Annotated in this window: 18 protein-coding genes; 10 read left to right on the top strand and 8 right to left on the bottom strand. The window is 70.2% G+C overall.

Annotation, left to right across the window (positions count from 1 at the left end):
- Positions 1-105 precede the first annotated feature (105 nt).
- Positions 106-1,200 (top strand): calcium/sodium antiporter, encoded by a 1,095-nt coding sequence (locus HPF_RS02565; protein WP_133155673.1) that lies wholly within the window; start codon positions 106-108, stop codon positions 1,198-1,200.
- Positions 1,201-1,204: 4 nt separating this feature from the next.
- Complete coding sequence (locus tag HPF_RS02560; RefSeq protein ID WP_133155672.1) at positions 1,205-2,275, top strand: patatin-like phospholipase family protein; 1,071 nt, start codon at positions 1,205-1,207, stop codon at positions 2,273-2,275.
- Between the two features lie 14 nt (positions 2,276-2,289).
- Here HPF_RS02560 and HPF_RS02555 read toward each other — a convergent pair whose 3' ends face one another.
- The 7 genes from HPF_RS02555 to HPF_RS02525 all read right to left on the bottom strand — a co-directional run bounded on the left by HPF_RS02555 (position 2,290) and on the right by HPF_RS02525 (position 11,421).
- On the bottom strand, positions 2,290-4,383 hold the full coding sequence (locus HPF_RS02555; protein ID WP_133155671.1) for an ATP-binding protein: 2,094 nt from the start codon (positions 4,381-4,383) through the stop codon (positions 2,290-2,292).
- Positions 4,384-4,485: 102 nt separating this feature from the next.
- Entirely contained in the window at positions 4,486-6,573 is a 2,088-nt protein-coding gene (locus tag HPF_RS24035) for a sensor histidine kinase (protein ID WP_133155670.1), read from the bottom strand.
- A 211-nt stretch (positions 6,574-6,784) separates the two neighbouring features.
- Positions 6,785-8,314, bottom strand: coding sequence for a BCCT family transporter (locus HPF_RS02545; protein ID WP_133155669.1), 1,530 nt, complete (start codon positions 8,312-8,314; stop codon positions 6,785-6,787).
- 372 nt (positions 8,315-8,686) lie between these two features.
- Entirely contained in the window at positions 8,687-9,742 is a 1,056-nt protein-coding gene (locus tag HPF_RS02540; protein ID WP_133155668.1) for a DMT family transporter, read from the bottom strand.
- 3 nt (positions 9,743-9,745) lie between these two features.
- On the bottom strand, positions 9,746-10,102 hold the full coding sequence (locus tag HPF_RS02535; RefSeq protein WP_079364262.1) for a DUF6488 family protein: 357 nt from the start codon (positions 10,100-10,102) through the stop codon (positions 9,746-9,748).
- Positions 10,103-10,163: 61 nt separating this feature from the next.
- Positions 10,164-10,952, bottom strand: a complete 789-nt coding sequence (locus tag HPF_RS02530) for a HupE/UreJ family protein (protein WP_133155667.1) — start codon at positions 10,950-10,952, stop codon at positions 10,164-10,166.
- A gap of 76 nt (positions 10,953-11,028) precedes the next feature.
- Entirely contained in the window at positions 11,029-11,421 is a 393-nt protein-coding gene (locus HPF_RS02525) for a hypothetical protein (RefSeq protein WP_133155666.1), read from the bottom strand.
- A 78-nt stretch (positions 11,422-11,499) separates the two neighbouring features.
- Between HPF_RS02525 and HPF_RS02520 the strand changes: the two genes are divergently transcribed.
- From HPF_RS02520 to HPF_RS02495, 6 genes are all read left to right on the top strand, one after another.
- Positions 11,500-11,811 (top strand): hypothetical protein, encoded by a 312-nt coding sequence (locus tag HPF_RS02520; protein ID WP_079364259.1) that lies wholly within the window; start codon positions 11,500-11,502, stop codon positions 11,809-11,811.
- A 104-nt stretch (positions 11,812-11,915) separates the two neighbouring features.
- Positions 11,916-13,238 (top strand): hemolysin family protein, encoded by a 1,323-nt coding sequence (locus HPF_RS02515; protein WP_066157465.1) that lies wholly within the window; start codon positions 11,916-11,918, stop codon positions 13,236-13,238.
- The gene (locus HPF_RS02510; RefSeq protein ID WP_133155665.1) at positions 13,235-13,666 is read left to right on the top strand and encodes a hypothetical protein; all 432 of its coding nucleotides are present in this window, start codon (positions 13,235-13,237) and stop codon (positions 13,664-13,666) included. The genes HPF_RS02515 and HPF_RS02510 overlap by 4 nt, the downstream gene beginning before the upstream one ends.
- Positions 13,667-13,682: 16 nt before the next feature.
- The gene (locus HPF_RS02505; protein WP_066157473.1) at positions 13,683-13,964 is read left to right on the top strand and encodes a hypothetical protein; all 282 of its coding nucleotides are present in this window, start codon (positions 13,683-13,685) and stop codon (positions 13,962-13,964) included.
- A 28-nt stretch (positions 13,965-13,992) separates the two neighbouring features.
- A complete protein-coding gene (locus HPF_RS02500) occupies positions 13,993-14,310 on the top strand; it encodes a YnfA family protein (protein WP_133155664.1) in 318 nt (105 codons plus the stop codon).
- Between the two features lie 20 nt (positions 14,311-14,330).
- Positions 14,331-15,539: an MFS transporter gene (locus tag HPF_RS02495; protein ID WP_133155663.1), complete on the top strand. Its 1,209-nt coding sequence runs from the start codon at positions 14,331-14,333 to the stop codon at positions 15,537-15,539.
- On the opposite strand, the gene HPF_RS02490 is transcribed toward HPF_RS02495, so the two are convergent.
- Entirely contained in the window at positions 15,497-16,081 is a 585-nt protein-coding gene (locus HPF_RS02490) for an MORN repeat-containing protein (RefSeq protein WP_133155662.1), read from the bottom strand. The genes HPF_RS02495 and HPF_RS02490 overlap by 43 nt on opposite strands.
- A gap of 89 nt (positions 16,082-16,170) precedes the next feature.
- Between HPF_RS02490 and lhpI the strand changes: the two genes are divergently transcribed.
- Together lhpI and HPF_RS02480 are read left to right on the top strand one after the other, a co-directional pair.
- Complete coding sequence (gene lhpI, locus HPF_RS02485) at positions 16,171-17,130, top strand: bifunctional Delta(1)-pyrroline-2-carboxylate/Delta(1)-piperideine-2-carboxylate reductase (RefSeq protein WP_133155661.1); 960 nt, start codon at positions 16,171-16,173, stop codon at positions 17,128-17,130.
- Positions 17,131-17,196: 66 nt separating this feature from the next.
- Positions 17,197-17,790, top strand: coding sequence for a glutathione peroxidase (locus HPF_RS02480; RefSeq protein ID WP_133155660.1), 594 nt, complete (start codon positions 17,197-17,199; stop codon positions 17,788-17,790).
- Positions 17,791-17,793 lie beyond the last annotated feature (3 nt).

Raw genomic sequence — 17,793 nt, 5'->3', positions numbered from 1 at the left:
AAAAGGACCCCGATTGTCTCCGACCGCCCGGAGACCCCACGCCTGGGGCCTGCCCGCCGCCGTGGCAACATGCCGTCCGGACCAACCACCCAAGGAGCGCAACCGATGTGGACACTGGGCATGTTTGTGGCGGGCCTCGTGGCCCTGATCGCCGGCGCCGAACTGCTGGTGCGCGGTTCGTCGAAACTGGCGCTCTCGTTCGGCATCTCGCCCCTGGTGGTGGGGCTGACCATCGTGGCCTTCGGCACCAGCGCCCCCGAGGTGGCCGTCTCGGTCGGTGCGGTGCTGGACGGCCGGACGGACCTGGCCATCGGCAACGTGGTGGGCAGCAACATCTTCAACGTGCTGCTCATCCTCGGCCTGTCGGCGGTGATCACGCCGCTGGTGGTCAACATCCAGCTGATCCGCCAGGAGGTGCCGATCATGCTGGGCATCTCCTTGCTGCTGCTGGTGCTGGCGCTCGACCGCTCGCTGGGCCTGTGGGACGCCGTGATGCTGTGCGCGCTGATGGTGGCCTACACCGGGTTCCTGATCGTGCAGTCGCGCCGGGAAACGCAGGCGGCGGTCGACGAGTACGCGGCCGAGGTGCAGCCCGCCGCGCCGGGCAGCTGGGACAGCCGGCTGCCGGTGCAGCTGGTGCTGATGGCCGCCGGGCTGGGCCTGCTGGTGCTGGGCTCGCAATGGCTGGTGGACGCGGCGGTGGTGTTCGCCCAGTCGCTGGGCGTGAGCGACGTGGTGATCGGCCTGACCATCGTGGCGGCCGGCACCTCGATGCCCGAGGTCGCCACCTCGGTGATGGCCGCCGTCAAGGGCGAGCGGGACATCGCGGTGGGCAACGTGGTGGGCAGCAACATCTTCAACATCCTGGGCTGCCTGGGCATTGCCGGCGTGGCCGCCGGCGCGACCGGGCTGGCCGTCCCCGAGTCGGTGATGAACTTCGACATCTGGGTCATGCTGGCGGTGGCGCTGGCCTGCGTGCCGGTGTTCATGACCGGGCGCGAAATCGCGCGCTGGGAGGGTGGCGTGTTCCTGCTGTACTACGTGGCCTATGTGGCCTACCTGATCCTGGCCGCGCAGCAGCACGCCGCGCTGGGCGCCTACTCGGCGGTGATGATGGGTTTTGTCGTGCCGCTGACCGTGATCACCCTGGTGGTCGCGCTGCTGGGCCGCAAACCCGCCCCCCCGTCCGGAGGACACTGACCGCATGACCAGCCGCCGCACACCGCCACGCAAGCGCATCGACCTTGCCCTGCAGGGCGGTGGCTCACACGGGGCCTTCACCTGGGGCGTGCTCGACCGCCTGCTGGAAGAGGAGTGGCTGGAGATCGCCGGCGTCAGCGGCACCAGCGCGGGCGCGATGAACGCCGTCGCGCTGGCGGCCGGCCTGATGGAAGGCGGCCGCGTCGGCGCCCAGGCCGCGCTGCGCCGCTTCTGGATGAAGGTGGCCGACACCGCGCCCTTCGGCCCACTGCACCACGGCCCGCTGGCCACGGTGCTCGGCCCCGACAACCCCTGGCTGCAACCCTGGATCGCGCCCTGGCGGCAGGCGGCCCAGGCGCTGGGCAGCCAGTTCTCACCCTACCAGCTCAACCCGCTGAACCTCAACCCGCTGCGCGACATCCTGCAGCACACGATCGACTTCGACCGGGTGCGCAGCTGCCACCACACCCAGCTGTTCATCGCCGCGACCCACGTCGCCACCGGCGAGCTGCGCGTGTTCCGGCAGGACGAACTCACCGCCGACATGGTGCTGGCCTCGGCCTGCCTGCCACTGCTGTTCCAGGCGGTGGAGATCGACGGCGAGGCGTACTGGGACGGCGGCTACGCCGGCAACCCCACCCTGATGCCGCTGATCAGCGAAACCGACGCCGACGACCTGCTGCTGGTGCCGATCAACCCGAGCCGGCGCGACGCCGTGCCGACGCATGCCAGCGACATCCTCGACCGCGCCGATGAAGTCGTCTTCAACGCCAGCCTGCTCAAGGAGCTGCGCACCATCGCGCTGATCAAGGAGCTGATCGAGGACGCCGGCCGGCCCGACGCCTGCTACCAGCGCCCGCTGTTCCGCCGCATCGACGACCTGCGCCTGCACCGGCTGGACGCCGACGCCGAACTCTCGCGGTTCGGCGCCTCGAGCAAGCTGCAGACCAGCCGCCGCTTCCTGCTGGAGCTGCACCGCGTCGGCCACAAGGCCGCCCACGACTGGCTGCTGGCGCACGCGCAGGACATCGGTCGCCGCTCGACCTGCCCGCTGCCATCGACGCACTCCGGCTGAGGCGGGCGATCGCTTCAGCGCTGGTCCGGCGTGGAGTCCAGGAACTGTCGCACCGGCTCCAGCGGCAGACTGAAGCAGAACATCGCGCCCTGCCCGACCGCCCCTTCGCCGCGCACGCTGCCGCCGTGGCGCTGCAGGATGCGCTGCACGCTGGCCAGCCCCACGCCCGTGCCCTCGAACTCTTCCAGCCGGTGCAGCCGCTTGAAGGGCTGGAACAGCTGGTCGGCGTAGGCCATGTCGAAGCCCGCACCGTTGTCGCGCACGCAGAAGTTCGCCATGCCCTCGGCCTCGCCCAGCCCGAAGAACTCGATGTGCGCCGCCTCGGTGCGGCCGGTGTACTTCCAGGCGTTGCCCAGCAGGTTCTGCATCACCACCGTCATGAGACCCGGGTCGGCCTGTGCCGACAGGCCGTCGGCGATTTCCCAGCGCACCTGGCGCTCGGGATCGGTCTGCCTGAGTTCCCGGGCCACAGACCGCGCCAGCTCGGAAAGGTCGACGTGCTGCGTGCGCAGTTCGGCCCGGCTCTGCTGCGCCATCGACAGCAGGTCGTTGATCAGCAGCCCCATGCGGCGTGCGCTGCTCTGGATGCGCTTGAGCGCGTCCAGCCCGTCGTCGCTGAGCTTGTCCGCATCGCTCTCCTGCAGCAGGGTCGCAAAGCCATGGATGCTGCGCAGCGGCGTGCGCAGGTCGTGCGAGACCGAATAGGTGAAGGACTCCAGGTCGCGGTTGAGCATGGTCAGCTCGCGCGTGCGCGATTTCACCCGCCGGTCCAGCTCGGTGTTGAGCCGCTCCAGCGCAAGCTGTGCCTCGCGCAACTCGGTGATGTCCTGCAGGGTGCCGCTGTAGCTCGTTCCCTTGGCGACCGGATCGGTCTGCGCGAGCAGGCGCACCCAGCGCACGCTGCCGTCGGCGAGCACGATGCGGTGCACCTCGTCGAGGTCGGTGTGCGAGGCCCGCGACCGGGCAACGGCCGCTTCCAGCTGGCCACGGTCTTGCGGGTGCACGTGCTGCCAGTAGCCCTCGAAGCTCGGCCGGAACGTCGACGGGTCCCGACCGAAAATCCGGCAGATTTCCTGCGACCAGGTCGTCGCCCCGGTGTCCGGGTCGTAGGTCCAGTGCCCCACCCGTGCCAGGCGCTGCGCCTCTTCCATCTGCTGGCGGTTCACCCGCGCCTGTTCCTGCTGGCGCTCCAGGTTGTGCAGCAGCCAGCCGATCCAGCCCCCCGCAGCCAGCAGCGCCATCGAGAGCAGCGCCGTCAGCAGCAGCGCCTGCCGGCGCGTGTGCTCCAGCGGTGCCAGCACCGAGGCATGCGACAGGCCGACCACCACCACCACACGGCTGTTGGACAGACGCTGCCAGCCGAACAGGCGCGACACGCCATCGACCACACCATCGACCCGGAAAGTGCCCCGGCTTGCCTCGGGGTCCTGCAGAAAGGGGCGGTCTGGCGGCACCTTCTGGCCCATGGCAGAGGCGTTGTCCAGGCTGCGCGCCAGGAAGGCCCCGCCCGGGTGGACCAGGCTCACCAGATCGTTGCCCGACAGCGCCAGCCGGCCCAACAGCCGGGCCAGGTGCTCGGACGGCACATTGAAATGCACCGCACCCGCGAACACCCCGTCGCGGAACATGGGCCGCCCCACGATGACCAGCCACTCACCGGTGAGCCTCGAACGCACCGGCTCCCCCACCACCAGCCGGTCGCCGCCCTGGCGCAGCGCCTGGAAATGCGGCCGGTCACCGACAAAGGTGCCCGGGGCCACCCCCAGGTTGTTGTAGACCACCGTACCGCCCGCATCGATCACCGACAGGTGGGACACCAGCCCCCTGGGAAGGGTGGCGAGCACCTGCTGCTCGACCTCGTCGAACGCTTCGCGGGACTTGGGCCATGCCGTCCGCAGGCTCAGCAACCCCAGGTCCAGCACCGCGAGGCTGGTGTCCATCTGCCCGGCCATGGCGTCGGCCAGCTGCTGGCTGCGCAGCTGCGCGCGCTCGAGCACCTGATCGCGCAACTGACGCTGCAACTGCAGGCTCAGTCCCCAGAGCAGCAGCACGGCCAGCGCTGTGAACAGCGCCACGGCCGTGACCATGGAACGCAGGCGATAAATCAAGTCACCCCCTGTAGCGTCCGATGAAGACGGCTCCCCGGCTCTCGCGGCAGGTTGGGCCCACGGACATGTATCGATTTGTACTCTGTTTTTGCCGGTGCGGCGTCACCAGGTCGTCACGGGCGCCAACACCGGCGCCTCGGGCAGCGAAAAGTAGAACGCGGCACCCTGCCCCACCGCCCCCTCGCCGCGCACCTGCCCGCCGTGGCGGCGGACCACCCGGCTGACGGTGGCCAGGCCCACGCCCGAGCCCTCGAATTCGTGGTGGGCGTGCAGGCGCTTGAAGGGCTCGAACAGCTGGGGGGCATAGGCCATGTCAAAGCCCGCGCCGTTGTCGCGCACGCAGAAGGTCACCAGGCCATCGGCGCTGTGTTCGCGGGTCAGGCTGATGCGTGGCTGCGGCGTCTGCCCGGTGTACTTCCAGGCGTTGCCCAGCAGGTTCTGCAGCACCACCCGCATCAGGCCCGGATCGGCCATGGCCCGCAGGCCCGGCTGGATGTCCCAGTCCACCTCGCGCCCGGGCTCCGAGCGGTGCAACTCGGCCGCCAGCTGCAGCGCCATTTCGCTCAGGTCCACCAGCGCCAGGTCCATCTTGGCGCGGCCCAGGTGCGCCAGCGACAGCAGGTCGGTGATGAGCTGACCCATGCGGCGCGACCCGTCCTGGATGCGGCGCAGGTGCCGGCGACCGGCGTCGGAGAGCCGGTCCGACTCCTCCTCTTCCAGCACGCAGGCAAAGCCGTGGATGCTGCGCAACGGCGTGCGCAGGTCGTGCGAGACGCTGTAGGCGAACGCCTCCAGCTCGCGGTTGGCCTGGGCCAGTTCGCTGGTGCGCCGGCTCACGCGCGACTCCAGCTCATCGTTGAGCTGCTGCAGCGCCAGCTGCGCCTCGCGCACCTCGGTGATGTCCAGCACCGTGCCCCTGCTGCGCGCCGGGCGGTCGCCTTCGTATTCGGTCACGCCGCGCTCGCGCACGTACTTGATGCGCTCACCAGGCAGCACCAGCCGGTGCACCACGTTGTAGGTCCGGCGGTCACGGATCGAGCCGTCGAAGGCCTGTTTCACCATCGTCCGGTCGTCCGGATGCACCCACTCCAGGAAGCGTTCAAACGAGGGCCGCACCGTGGCCGGATCGACCTCGAAGATGCGGTAGACCTCGTCGGACCAGTGCAGCTGGCCCGTGGCCAGATCGCATTCCCAGCTGCCCAGACCCGCCAGCTGCTGCGCCTCCTTCAGCCCGGCCTCGCTGCGCGCCAGCGCGCGCTGGCTGCGCGCCATGCGCAGCTGGTCGCGCACGATCACGCCGCCAAAACCCAGCAGCAGCAGGGACAGGACCCCGGTCACCAGCAGGTTGCGCCACATCGCGGGCGCCAGCGGCGCCAGCACCGAGTCGTCGGCCAGGCCGACCGACACCACCAGCCCCGAATCGGGCAGCCGGTGCCAGCCGTAGGTGCGCGGCGCGTGGTCCATCACATCGTCGACCCGGTAGGTGCCGTGCATCAGCGCCGGCTGCGCGCGGTAGGGCCGGTCGGCGGGCACCAGTTTGCCCACGGACGCCTCGTTGGCCTCGCTGCGCGCGACGTAGCGGCCGTCGGCGTGCACCAGCGACACCACGTCCTGATCCGACAGTTCCAGCTTGCCCAGCTCGCGGGCGATGTAGGCCGACTCCACCACCAGGTAGACCACGCCGTCGAAGCGCCCCTGGCGCAGCACCGGCCGGTCCACCGCAAACACCCAGCGCCCGGTCAGGCGCGAACGCACCGTCGCCGACACCCGCATCAGGTCGGAGCCCAGGCGTGCCAACTGGAAGCTTTCGCGGTCGCCCACATAGCCCCCGTTGTCCAGCCCCAGGCTGTTGTAGACCAGGTGGCCACTGCCATCGGCCACCGACACGTGCGAGACCAGGCCCGGCGGCAGGCTGGCCAGCGCGTCCTTGGCCAGCAGGTCGAAACGCTCACGAGGCTCGCGCACCCAGTGTTCGCGCAACGTGCGAAGCGTGACGTCCATGGTGTTGAGGTGCGCCTGCACCTGCCCGGCCATCGCATCGGCCACCTGCAGGCTGCGCTGGTCGGCCTGCAACAGCACCTGCTCGCGCAACTGGTTCTGGGAGCGCAGCGACTGCCACCACAGCACCCCGGCCGCCACCACGGTGAACAACGCGACCAGCAGCGCAAAGGAGCGGGAAAGCGCCTTCAAGGCGACACCCTCACGCCACGATCCCGGCACCCCACGGGGCGCGCGGACGCAATGCACCAATCCACAACGACGATCTCTCTTTATATGTACGAACACCAACCCGGCGGCTGGCGAGCGGGGCCGATTCTGGTGCGCGAACCTTACGCGCAGCCGATATCAGCGCCCCCTACCGTTCATTTCGTCACGAAGTGGTGCAAGTTGAGTCCGTCTGTCAGGGCGCGGGCGTGCGGTCCACCATGTCGCGCATGCGCCGCCGCATCGCGCGGTCGCGCCGCTGTTCCTCGTTCCAGTCCTCGCGCACGCCGCGCCACAGCGCCAGCGCCATCAGCAGAATCACCACGGCAAACGGCAGCGCAAACACGATGGTCGCCGTCTGCACCGCCTTCACGCCACCGGCCAGCAGCAGACTGATGGCGATGCCCGAAACCAGCAAGCCCCAGACGATCTTCACCCGCGCGCCCGGGTTTTCCTGACCGCCGGTGCTCATCATGCCCAGCACCAGCGTGGCCGAATCTCCCGACGTCACGAAAAACACCAGCACCAGCACCGTGGCGACGCCACTCATCAACCCGCCCAGCGGCAGGTGGTCGAACATGGCGAACAGCCCGGTGGACACGTCGGCGCTCACCGCCTCGGCAATCGGCAGGCTCTGCATGATCTGCAGGTGCAGCGCCGTGCCGCCGAACACCGAGAACCACACGAACGCCGCCAGCGTGGGCGCCAGCACCGTGCCCAGCAGGAACTCGCGGATGGTGCGCCCACGCGAGACACGCGCGATGAACAGGCCCACGAACGGCGACCAGCTCACCCACCAGGCCCAGTAAAACACCGTCCAGCCGCCCACCCAGCCGCTGTCGCGGAAGGGCGTCATGCGCAGGCTCATGCGCACGAAGTCGCTCAGGTAGCTGCCCAACGTGTTGGTGAAGGTGTCGATGATCGCCACCGTCGGCCCCAGGGTGAACACCGCCAGCGCCAGCAGGCCCGCCACGATCAGGTTGAAGGTTGAAAGCCACTTGATGCCCCTGCTCACCCCGGTCACGGCCGAGGTCAGGAACAGCACCGTCGTGACCACGATGATGGCCACCTGCGCGGTGCTGTTCACCGGCACCCCCATCACCGCCGCCAGGCCGCTGTTGATCTGCAGTGCCCCCATGCCCAGCGAGGCCGCCACACCGAAGGCCGTGGCGATCACCGCCAACACGTTCACCACCGGGCCGAGCTTCTTCATCGGCGCCCAGGGCAGCGCTTCCACCGCCGTGCTCACCAGCGCAGAGCCGCCGTGGCGGAACTGGAAAAACGCGATCGCCAGCGCCACGATGCTGTACACCGCCCAGGGGTGCAGCCCCCAGTGGAAGAAGCTGTAGCGCATGGCCGCGTTGGCGGCCTCCGGCGTGTGGGCAGCAATGCCGGGTGGCGGTGCGCCATAGTGCGAGATCGGCTCGGCCACGCCCCAGAACACCAGGCCGATGCCCATGCCCGCGGCGAACAGCATGGCGAACCAGGCGCCAATGGAGAACTCCGGCTCGTCGTCCTCGCCGCCGAGCTTGAGATCGCCATAGCGGCTGACCGCGAGGATCAGCGCCATCACCACCAGGCCCAGCACCACCCAGAGGTAGAACCAACCGAAGTTGCGTGTGATGCCCGCCAGCGCGGTGTCGAACACGCCGCCCAGCGACGCGGGGGCAATGACACCCCACAGGACAATGGCCAGGATCAGACCGGCCGACACGATGAGTTGCATGAGATTTCTCCTCCGGAAAAACGGCCCGCCCTTCGGCTGCAACGCAGGACGACGGCACGGCACCGCCCAGGTGCGAGCCTGGGCGGTGCGGGTGCCGGCGCAGCCGGGGAATCAAGCCAGAAGACGGCGGCGGTCCGGCCCGATGTGACGGTGTCGCCCGGCCCGCCTGGCCCATGCGGGGCGCTTCGGGGCGGTGGCAGCGGTGCCATTGCAGCACGCTGAGCCGGGGCTGTCAGCAAGGACCGGCACCGCCAGCGCAAGGGGGGCGCCGGCCATGCCGTCATGAACGAGGGCCGTATTGTGCGCGGATGTTCTTCAGCGCGTGAGCCCGTGCTCACATACCTGAGTGGCCGGCACGGAGATGCGGCCCGCTCAGTGGCTGTGCCGGTGGTGCAGGTCCGGTGCGTGCGGGTGGCTGTGGCGCAGCGGGCTGTGGTGGTGCGGGTGGCTGTGTGCGCCCTGGGGCATCACCGGATGGGTGTGGTCGTGGTGGCCGTCGTCATGGGTGTGGGCGTGTTCGTGGTCCAGCGCCTCGTGCTCGTGGACATGCCTGTGGTCTTCGGCCAGGTGCACCAGCACCCCCGCCACCATCAGTGCCCCGCCGCCCAGCAACAGCAGGCTGGCCGAACGCTCGCCGAGCGCGAACGCGCCCAGCGCGCCGATGAAGGGCGCAAACGCGAACACCGAGCCGGTGCGGGCCGCGCCGAAGTGGCGCTGTGCCAGCAGGTAGAAGCGCAGGCTCAGACCGTAGCCCGTCGCGCCCACGGCCAGCAGCGCCGCAACCGCCGTCCACCCGGGCCGAGGCTCGCCCCAGACCAGCGCGATGCCGGTGGTGACGCTTGCGCCCAGCGCGGCCTTGGCCAGCACCACCTGCCCCGGGTCGCGGTCGGCGACGCCGCGCGAGAGCGTGTTGTCCACGCCCCAGGCCACCGTGGCCACGGCCACCGCCAGCAGGCCGAGCAACTGCACCTGGCCCGTGAGGCCCTGGTCGATCACCAGCAGCGCGCCGCCGGCCAGCAGCAGCGCCACCGCCGACTTCACCCGCCCGTCCAGCACCTCGCCGTACCAGCGCCAGGCCAGCACCGCCGTGAACACCGCTTCCAGCGTGAGCAGCAGCGAGGCACTGGCGCCGCTGGTGCGCTGCAGCCCCCAGGCCAGCGCCACCGGCCCCAGCACCGCGCCAGCCCCCACCATCGCCAGCAGACGCGGCCAGTCGCTGCGGCGCAGCGGCGCCTCCACCGCCGCGCCACGTCGCGTGAAGACCGCCACCAGCGCGGCGCCGCCGTACAGCAGCGCTGCGGTGGAAAACGGCCCCAGGCCCTGGCCGAAGCGCTGCACCAGCGGCGTGCTCAGGCCGAACAAGGTGGCGGCCAGCAGGGCCAGCAGGCCGCCGCGGAGGACGGGGGAGGTCGTCACGCCATGGCCCATGGCTTATTGCCCGGTGTAGTTGGCCGCGATGAAGTTGCCCGGCAGCGAGAAGAACATGTAGAGCGTCTTCTTGCTGGCGTCGCTGGCGGCCGGGTTCTGGAACACAACCTTCCACTCCTTGGCTTTTTTCCCATCCACCTGCTCCGGCTTGGCCGGCGTGATGGCCTTCCAGCTCGCATCCAGCTTGCCGGTTTTGACGAAGGAATCGCGCTGCTGAACGGCGCAGTTGCTCACCACCGCTTCGGTGGCTGGTTTGCTGCCATGGAAGTGGCAGCTGCTGCCGGCATCGGCCAGCGCGGGCAGCGGCGCGGCAAGGGTGGCGGACAGGGCGATGGCGGAGAGGATGTGTGCGGTTTTCATGATGGGATTCCTGTAGGAACAGTGTGGATCAAAGGGACGGAAAAGCGGCAGGGAAACGGGATCAAAGGCCATCGCGGCCCGCGTCGCGGGTGTTTTCGACATCGAGGTCCTCGTGCGCGTGGCGGTGTTCGGCGGCCGGGAAGCGGAAGCTGTCCGGATCGGCGTCGTGCTGGTAGCCGTGCAGCTGCATGAACAGCAGGTAGACCCCGGCGTAGAACAGCACAAGGTTGGCCATGTAGGCAAAGCGCTTGAACGAGGCCCGGTGGCGCCACAGCGCCAGCAGGCCGACCATCACCACCAGCGCGGCGATCTGGCCCAGCTCGACCCCCACGTTGAAGCTCAGGATGCGCCAGAGCATCTGCAGCGGGTCGTCGCCCAGCGGCAGCTGCTGCAGCCGGGTCGACAGGCCGAATCCGTGCAGCAGACCGAAGCCGAACACCATCCACAGCAGGTTGGGCGAGGCCATCTGGAAGTGCTTCTGGAAGCCGCCGTTGTTGTCGAAGGCCTTGTACATCACGCTCAGCGCGATGATGGCGTCGATCAGGTAATAGTTCCAGGTGATCTTGAAGAAGGTCGCGAAGATCAGCGTGATGCAGTGCCCCAGCGTGAACACCGAGACGAACTTCACCACGTCCTTGAAGGACGCCAGGAAGAACACCACGCCGAACAGGAACAGCAAGTGGTCGTAGCCGGTGAGCATGTGGCTGGCGCCCAGGCCAACGTACTGGAGGTAGCCGCCGTCCAGCATGCGCTGGCGGTCGGCCTCGGAAATCCCGTGGGCGAGGGCCACGAGCGGAGTGAGGGTCGCGAGCAGCGCCAAGGCGGCCCGACCCGGGGAGGGAAGGTTCATAAATATCCGGAAAAGAAGTGAGGCCACGCGACCCGCCGGCCGGCGGGTCGAACCCGAAACACCCCCAGGCGGGGGTTCAGGCGGCGGTCCGGGGCGGGCGCAGCAGCCCGTCGGGATCGGCGGACACCGGCAGCGCCTCACCGCCCACCGGGGGCGCCGCGGCCGGCAGGGCCGGCGGGGGCAGGACGGCGGCCACCGGGAGCCCCTGGGACTGCATGCCCTCGGCGGCGTGCGAGTGGTGAGGACCGTGTCCCCCGTCGTCCATCGCGCCGGCAACGAACAGGGTGGCATCCACCTCGTGGCCCTGCGTGTCATGGGGCGCGGGATGCTCGTGATGGCCGTGGTCAATGGCGTGGGCCACCTCGTGCGACAGGCGCTCGGCCTGCTCGGCCCGCTGCGCGGGCAGCGCCCACGCCACAGACTGCAGCAGGCTGAACAGCAGAAGCCAGGTGGTCAGGGCAGATTTCACGCGCCGGATTTTAGGAGTCAACTGCCGACCCCTGCCCCAGACAGGGCGACAAAGAACCACGATTTCTATAATCGCCCGATGTTCCGCCGGTGCCTCATCGCCCTGTTCGCCCTGCACTTCCTGCTGAGTCTGGGCGGCTTTACATTGCATGTGCCCTCGCCGGAACTCACCGAGTCCGCCCTGACCGCCGACGTCGACGGGCTGGGCTCCAGCGTGCAGCACGGGCTCACCGACGACGCGCCCGACATGCCCGACGGGCCGCTGCGCGCGCTCCCGGTGGTCCGGGTGTCCCATCCGCCGCTGCCGACCACGCCCTGGGTGTTCGGCTCCCGGGACGACCCGTTGCCCATGGGCCTCGACCGGCCGCCCCGGCGCTCCGCGCGCGCCTGACCGCGGGCGCGGCGTCCGGCCGCCCGCCCCTCTCCCTGCTCCCGTCCGCCCGCACGCCCGCACGCCCGCACGCCCGCGGGCGTGCCTCATGGAACCCATGCCTCATGGAAATTGCCTTGCTTTTTGCGCTCATCGTGCTCAATGGCCTGTTCGCCATGTCCGAGATCGCGCTCGTCACCGCCCGCAAAGCGCGGCTTCAGAAACTCATCGACGAAGGTGACGGCGCGGCGGTCGCCGCCGTGAAGCTGGGCGAAGACCCCACTCGCTTTCTCTCCACCATCCAGATCGGCATCACCTCCATCGGCGTGCTCAACGGCATCGTCGGCGAGGCGGCACTGGCCGGGCCGCTGGCGCACTGGCTCGTCTCACTGGGCGTGGCCGGGAACGTCGCCCAGCTCGGCGCCACCGGCCTGGTGGTGGTGCTGATCACCTACTTCTCCATCGTGGTCGGCGAGCTGGTGCCCAAGCGCATCGGCCAGTCCAACCCGGAAATGCTGGCCCGCTTCATGGCCCGCCCCATCAACGCCCTGGCCATCGCCACCAAGCCCTTCGTGCTGCTGCTGTCGGTCTCCACCAAGGCGCTGCTGCGCCTGCTGGGCATCAAGGACAACAGCGGCGCGGCGGTGACCGAGGAAGAGATCCACGCCATGCTCGAAGAAGGCACCAGCGCGGGCGTGATCGAGTCGCACGAGCACACCATGGTGCGCAACGTGTTCCGGCTGGACGACCGGCAGATCGGCTCGCTGATGGTGCCGCGCAGCGACGTGGTGGTGCTCGACCTGGACCAGAGCTTCGAGGTCAACATGGCGCGGGTCGAGGCCTCGGACCATGCGCGCTTCCCGGTGGTGCGCGGCGACATGAACCACGTGGCGGGGGTGGTGAACGCGCGCAAGTGGCTCTCGCAGGCGCTGCGCGGCGGTGAGCGCGAGCTGGCGAACCAGCCGCTGCAGGAGGCGCTGTACGTGCCCGAGACCATCACCGGCATGGAGCTGCTGGACAATTTCCGGCAGTCGGGCGGCCAGATGGCCTTCGTCATCGACGAGTACGGCGAGGTGCAGGGCATCGTCACGCTGCAGGACCTGATCGAGGCCATCACCGGCGAGTTCAGCCCGCGCGACCCGGAAACCTCGTGGGCGGTGCAGCGCGAGGACGGCAGCTGGCTGCTGGACGGCCACATCCCGGTGCCCGAGCTGAAGGACCGGCTGGGTCTGGACACCGTGCCCGACGAGCAGCGCGGCCGCTACCACACGCTCAGCGGCCTGATGATGCTGCTCACCGGCCGCCTGCCCCGGGAAGGCGACCAGGTGGAATGGGAACACTGGCGCTTCGAGATCGTGGACATGGACGGCCGCACCATCGACAAGGTGCTGGCCACGCGCCACGACCCGGACGCGCCGGAAGGCACCGACGAGGTGGTGGCGCCATGACCCGACGCACCCACACCGGGTCCGTGGCCGTGGCGGCGGCCCTGCTGCTGGCCGCCTGCGCCGAGGGCTACCCCGAGCGCTCCGAGGTCGTGACCCTGCACTACGGCATGGGGCAGACCGAGGCGATCAGGGCCATGAACCAGGTCGTCAAGGGCAAGCAGCAGAAGAGCCCGGCCCGCTTCGCCATGCTGGAGGACTGCGTGCTGGAGGTGCATGCGCGCCGCCCGCTGGACGGCCGCGAATCGCGGACACTGCCGCTCAGGGACGTGCGGGCGGTCGCCACCAGGACCCCGGACAGCGACAGCTACCGCGTCACGCTGCACCCACGCGGGTCCGGCGACCCGGGGCACACCGTGGTGCACGGCGTCCCGTGGACCACCGCCACGCAGATGAAGTGGCTGCTGGAGTACCTGCCCAGCACCTGCTGAGGCCATACTGCCTGCCGTGAAGACCTTCATTGCACAGCGCTGGCACGGCCTCGTCGGCTGGCGCACCCTGTTCTGGCGCGACCTGCTGGTCGTCGGCACCAGCCTGAACCTGCTCATGACCGGGCTGGCACTGGCGTTGCTGTCGCAGGACGCGCCCATCCAGTGGGTGCTGCTCGCACACCTGCTGCCGCTGCCCTACAACCTGCTGATCGTGTCCTCGATCTGGTCGGCACCGCAGCGGCCGAAGATCGTGCTGGGCGCAAGCGTGTTCTGGCTGGTGCTGTTCGTGGCCGTGTGAGTCGCCACCGGGCGCGACAATCCGGCGCATGCGAACCCTCCTGCTCTACCTCGCCACCGCACTCGCCGAGATCGTCGGCTGCTACCTGCCCTGGCTGTGGCTGCGGCAGGGTGCGCCGGTGTGGCTGCTGCTGCCGGCCGCCGCGAGCCTGGCCCTGTTCGCCTGGCTGCTGACGCTGCACGACACCGCCTCGGGGCGGGTGTATGCGGCCTACGGCGGCGTCTACATCGGCGCGGCCATCGCCTGGCTGTGGGCGGTGGACGGCGTGCGGCCCACGGCCTGGGACGCGGCCGGCGCCGCCGTGGCGCTGGCGGGCATGGCCATCATTGCGTTCCAGCCGCGCTGAACCATGAAAAGAGCCCGCACATGAGTCCTCACACCCCCACCCGCGGGAAGCTCCCCGCCGCCATCTGGGTGCTGGGTTTCGTGAGCCTGCTGATGGACATCTCGTCCGAGATGATCCACAGCCTGCTGCCGCTGTTCATGGTGGGCACGCTGGGTGCCAGCGCGCTGGTGGTGGGCCTGGTGGAAGGGCTGGCCGAGGCCACGGCGCTGGTGGTCAAGGTGTTCTCGGGCGTGCTCAGCGACTGGTGGGGCAGGCGCAAGGGGCTGGCGGTGGCCGGCTACGCGCTGGGCGCGCTGAGCAAGCCGCTGTTCGCGCTGGCCCCGGGCATGGGCCTGGTGCTCACCGCGCGCCTGCTGGACCGCGTGGGCAAGGGCGTGCGCGGCGCGCCGCGCGACGCGCTGGTGGCCGACATCGCACCGCCGGACATGCGCGGCGCCGCCTTCGGCCTGCGCCAGTCGCTGGACACGGTGGGCGCCTTTCTCGGACCGCTGCTGGCGGTGGGCCTGATGCTGCTGTGGGCCAACGACTTCCGCGCCGTGTTCTGGGTGGCGGTGGTGCCGGGCCTGCTGGCGGTGGCGCTGCTGGTGGCCGGGGTGCGCGAGCCCGACCGCCCCGCGGGCCAGCGGCGCGACAACCCCATCCGCCGCGAGAACCTGCGCCGCCTGGGCGGCGGCTACTGGTGGGTCGTGGGCGTGGGCGCGGTGTTCACGCTGGCGCGTTTCAGCGAGGCCTTTCTGGTGCTGCGGGCCGAGCAGAGCGGTGTGCCGCTGGCCCTGGTGCCGCTGGTGATGGTGGCGATGAACGGTGTGTACGCGGCCTCGGCCTATCCCTTCGGCCGGCTGGCCGACCGCATGGACCACCGCACGCTGCTGGCGCTGGGCCTGGTGGTGCTGGTCGCGGCCGACCTGGTGCTGGCCAGCGGTACGCAGTGGTGGACGCTGCTGGCGGGTGTGGCGCTGTGGGGCGTTCACATGGGCATGACGCAGGGCCTGCTGGCGACCATGGTGGCCGACACCGCGCCGGCCGACCTGCGCGGCACGGCCTTCGGCTTCTTCAACCTGGTCAGCGGCGGGGCACTGCTGCTGGCCAGCGTGGTGGCCGGCCTGCTGTGGGACCGGCTGGGCGCCGAGTTCACCTTCCACGCGGGCGCGGTGTTCTGTGCGCTGGCGCTGGGCGGCCTGCTGCTTCAGCGCGGTGCGTCGCCCGGGCCGGCTTCCCGTATCTCGTAGCCTTCGGCCGCAGCCTCCCGAAGGCAGTCGGCGTCGGGTGCACACATCAGCACCGCAGCACCGTCGACGTAGAACTGCTGCACCTGCACGCCGTCGGCCCCGACCGCACGCCCGGTCTGGCGGATGGCGTCGAGCGAACCGTTCTGGGGATGCTCCAGAAACAGCTCGTTGAACACCCCCTGCTCGACGCCGTGCTCGAACATACCTTCGACCACGTGCAGCAGCCGGCCGTCGGCGGCGAAGTGCTGCAAACGGCCCCGGCCGTGCCAGCGACCGTCGCGCACAGGGCCGGTGTAGCGCAGGCGGCTGCGGTCGGCGCGCACGAACTCCTGGGTGCCGACGCCCTGGGCCAGGCCGTTGCGGCAGTCGCCGCTCCAGGTGGTGCTTTCGCCCGGCGGCGGGTCGGCCTCGGCGGTGATCCACATCGCGCAGCGGCCGTCGCGCGTGGGCAGGGTGTAGCCATTGGGGGCGGCGGCCTGGGCGCTGCCAAGGACTGCAAAAAGAAAAACCGCCAGAGCGGCCCGGGTGGTGTGGCGTTTCATGGGGACCCAGCCTGCGCGAGCAGGCCGCAGAGAAGCGCCGGATTATCCCGTTTCATCTTCAAGGCAGCCGGCCCCGCTACCATCGCCGCATGCACTTCTTCGACGCCGACGCCACCCGCTCCGCCCTGCCCTTCGACCGCCTCATCCCCGCCCTGCGCGAACGCTTCGCGGGCGGCTGCGAGGCGCCACCGCGCCATGTGCACGAGATCGTCAACCCGCTGGGCGAGGCCGGCCAGGACGCCGCCGGCCGGCGCGTGACCTCGCTGATCATGCCGGCCTGGATTCCGGGCAAGCACTACGGCGTGAAGATCGTCAACATCGCGCCCGGCAACGCGCGCCGCGGCCTGCCCGGCCTGCACGCCACCTACCTGCTGTTCGACGCGCGCACCGGCGTGCCGCTGGCGCAGATGGACGGCGACGTCATCACCGCGCGCCGCACCGCGGCGGCCTCGGCGCTGGCCGGTTCCTACCTCGCGCGCGAGGAGGCCAAGCACCTGGTGCTGGTGGGCGCGGGGCGCGTGGCGCGGCTGCTGCCCGCGGCCTGGAAGACCGTGCGCCCGATCGAACACGTCACCGTCTGGGCCCGCCGCGAGAGCGAGGCGAAGGCGCTGGCGGCGCAGCTCACGCGCGAAGGCTTCTCGGCCAGCGCCACCACCGACCTGCCCGGCGCCTGCGCCTCGGCCGACATCGTCAGCTGCGCCACCATGGCCAACGAACCGGTGGTGCGCGGCAGCTGGCTCGCGCCGGGCGCCCACCTGGACCTGATCGGCTCGTTCACCCCCGCGATGCGCGAGGCCGACGACGCCTGCTTCGAGCACGCACGGGTGTTCGTCGACACCGACGAGGCCCTGACCAAGAGCGGCGACCTGCTGGTGCCGATGCAGCACGGCGTCTTCAGCGCCAACGAGGTGCGCGGCACGCTGACCACGCTCTCGCGCGGGGTCGCCATCGGCCGCAAGAGCCCGGGCGAACGCACCGTGTTCAAGTCGGTCGGCAACGCGCTGGAGGACCTGGCCGCCGCCATCCTGGTGAGCGAGTCGCGCGGCTGAGGCCGCTGCCTTCTGCGCCCGCCCGCGCCGGCATCAGGGTCAAGCGCGCGACCGGACAATGCCGCGATGCACCCGAACCGCCCCCCCAACCGCCGGGATTTCCAGCTGGGCCTGGGCGCCGCGCTGCTGGCGCACGCCTGGCCCGCCGCCCACGCCCAGACGCCCCGCCCCGCCGCCTGCCCGCCCCTGCTGGCGCACCGCTTTCCGCGCCTGCAGGACGAGGCGCCGCAAGACCTCTGCCAGTACGCGGGCCAGGTGCTGCTGGTGGTGAACACCGCCAGCTACTGCGGCTTCACGAGGCAGTACGAAGGGCTGGAAGCGCTGCACGCGAAGTACGCGGCGCGCGGCCTGGTGGTGATGGGCTTTCCGTCCAACGACTTCGGCCAGCAGGAGCCGGGCGACGCGAAGCAGATCGCCGAGCTGTGCTTCAACACCTACGGCGTGAAGTTCCCGATGTTCGCCAAGACCGTGGTCAAGGGCGCCGGGCGCAATGCGTTCTACGAGCAGCTGGCCAAGGCCACCGGCGCCGTGCCGCGCTGGAACTTCCACAAGTACCTGGTGGCACGCGACGGCCAGACCGTGCGCAGCTTCGCCAGCGAGGTGGAGCCCGGCAGTGCACCGCTGATACAGGCGATCGAGGCGGCGCTCAAAACCGGCTGACCT

Source organism: Hydrogenophaga pseudoflava, from assembly GCF_004353865.1.
Lineage (GTDB): Bacteria > Pseudomonadota > Gammaproteobacteria > Burkholderiales > Burkholderiaceae_C > Hydrogenophaga > Hydrogenophaga pseudoflava.
This window is presented reverse-complemented; position numbering and strand designations above follow the sequence as displayed.

Bases quoted from the DNA above. Each gene is read 5' to 3' on its own strand.
- HPF_RS02565 (WP_133155673.1), top strand. From the start codon at position 106: ATGTGGACACTGGGCATGTTTGTGGCGGGCCTCGTGGCCCTGATCGCC.
- HPF_RS02560 (WP_133155672.1), top strand. From the start codon at position 1,205: ATGACCAGCCGCCGCACACCGCCACGCAAGCGCATCGACCTTGCCCTG.
- HPF_RS02545 (WP_133155669.1), bottom strand. From the start codon at position 8,314: ATGCAACTCATCGTGTCGGCCGGTCTGATCCTGGCCATTGTCCTGTGG.
- HPF_RS02540 (WP_133155668.1), bottom strand. From the start codon at position 9,742: ATGGGCCATGGCGTGACGACCTCCCCCGTCCTCCGCGGCGGCCTGCTG.
- HPF_RS02535 (WP_079364262.1), bottom strand. From the start codon at position 10,102: ATGAAAACCGCACACATCCTCTCCGCCATCGCCCTGTCCGCCACCCTT.
- HPF_RS02530 (WP_133155667.1), bottom strand. From the start codon at position 10,952: ATGAACCTTCCCTCCCCGGGTCGGGCCGCCTTGGCGCTGCTCGCGACC.
- HPF_RS02520 (WP_079364259.1), top strand. From the start codon at position 11,500: ATGTTCCGCCGGTGCCTCATCGCCCTGTTCGCCCTGCACTTCCTGCTG.
- HPF_RS02515 (WP_066157465.1), top strand. From the start codon at position 11,916: ATGGAAATTGCCTTGCTTTTTGCGCTCATCGTGCTCAATGGCCTGTTC.
- HPF_RS02510 (WP_133155665.1), top strand. From the start codon at position 13,235: ATGACCCGACGCACCCACACCGGGTCCGTGGCCGTGGCGGCGGCCCTG.
- HPF_RS02500 (WP_133155664.1), top strand. From the start codon at position 13,993: ATGCGAACCCTCCTGCTCTACCTCGCCACCGCACTCGCCGAGATCGTC.
- HPF_RS02495 (WP_133155663.1), top strand. From the start codon at position 14,331: ATGAGTCCTCACACCCCCACCCGCGGGAAGCTCCCCGCCGCCATCTGG.
- HPF_RS02490 (WP_133155662.1), bottom strand. From the start codon at position 16,081: ATGAAACGCCACACCACCCGGGCCGCTCTGGCGGTTTTTCTTTTTGCA.
- lhpI (WP_133155661.1), top strand. From the start codon at position 16,171: ATGCACTTCTTCGACGCCGACGCCACCCGCTCCGCCCTGCCCTTCGAC.
- HPF_RS02480 (WP_133155660.1), top strand. From the start codon at position 17,197: ATGCACCCGAACCGCCCCCCCAACCGCCGGGATTTCCAGCTGGGCCTG.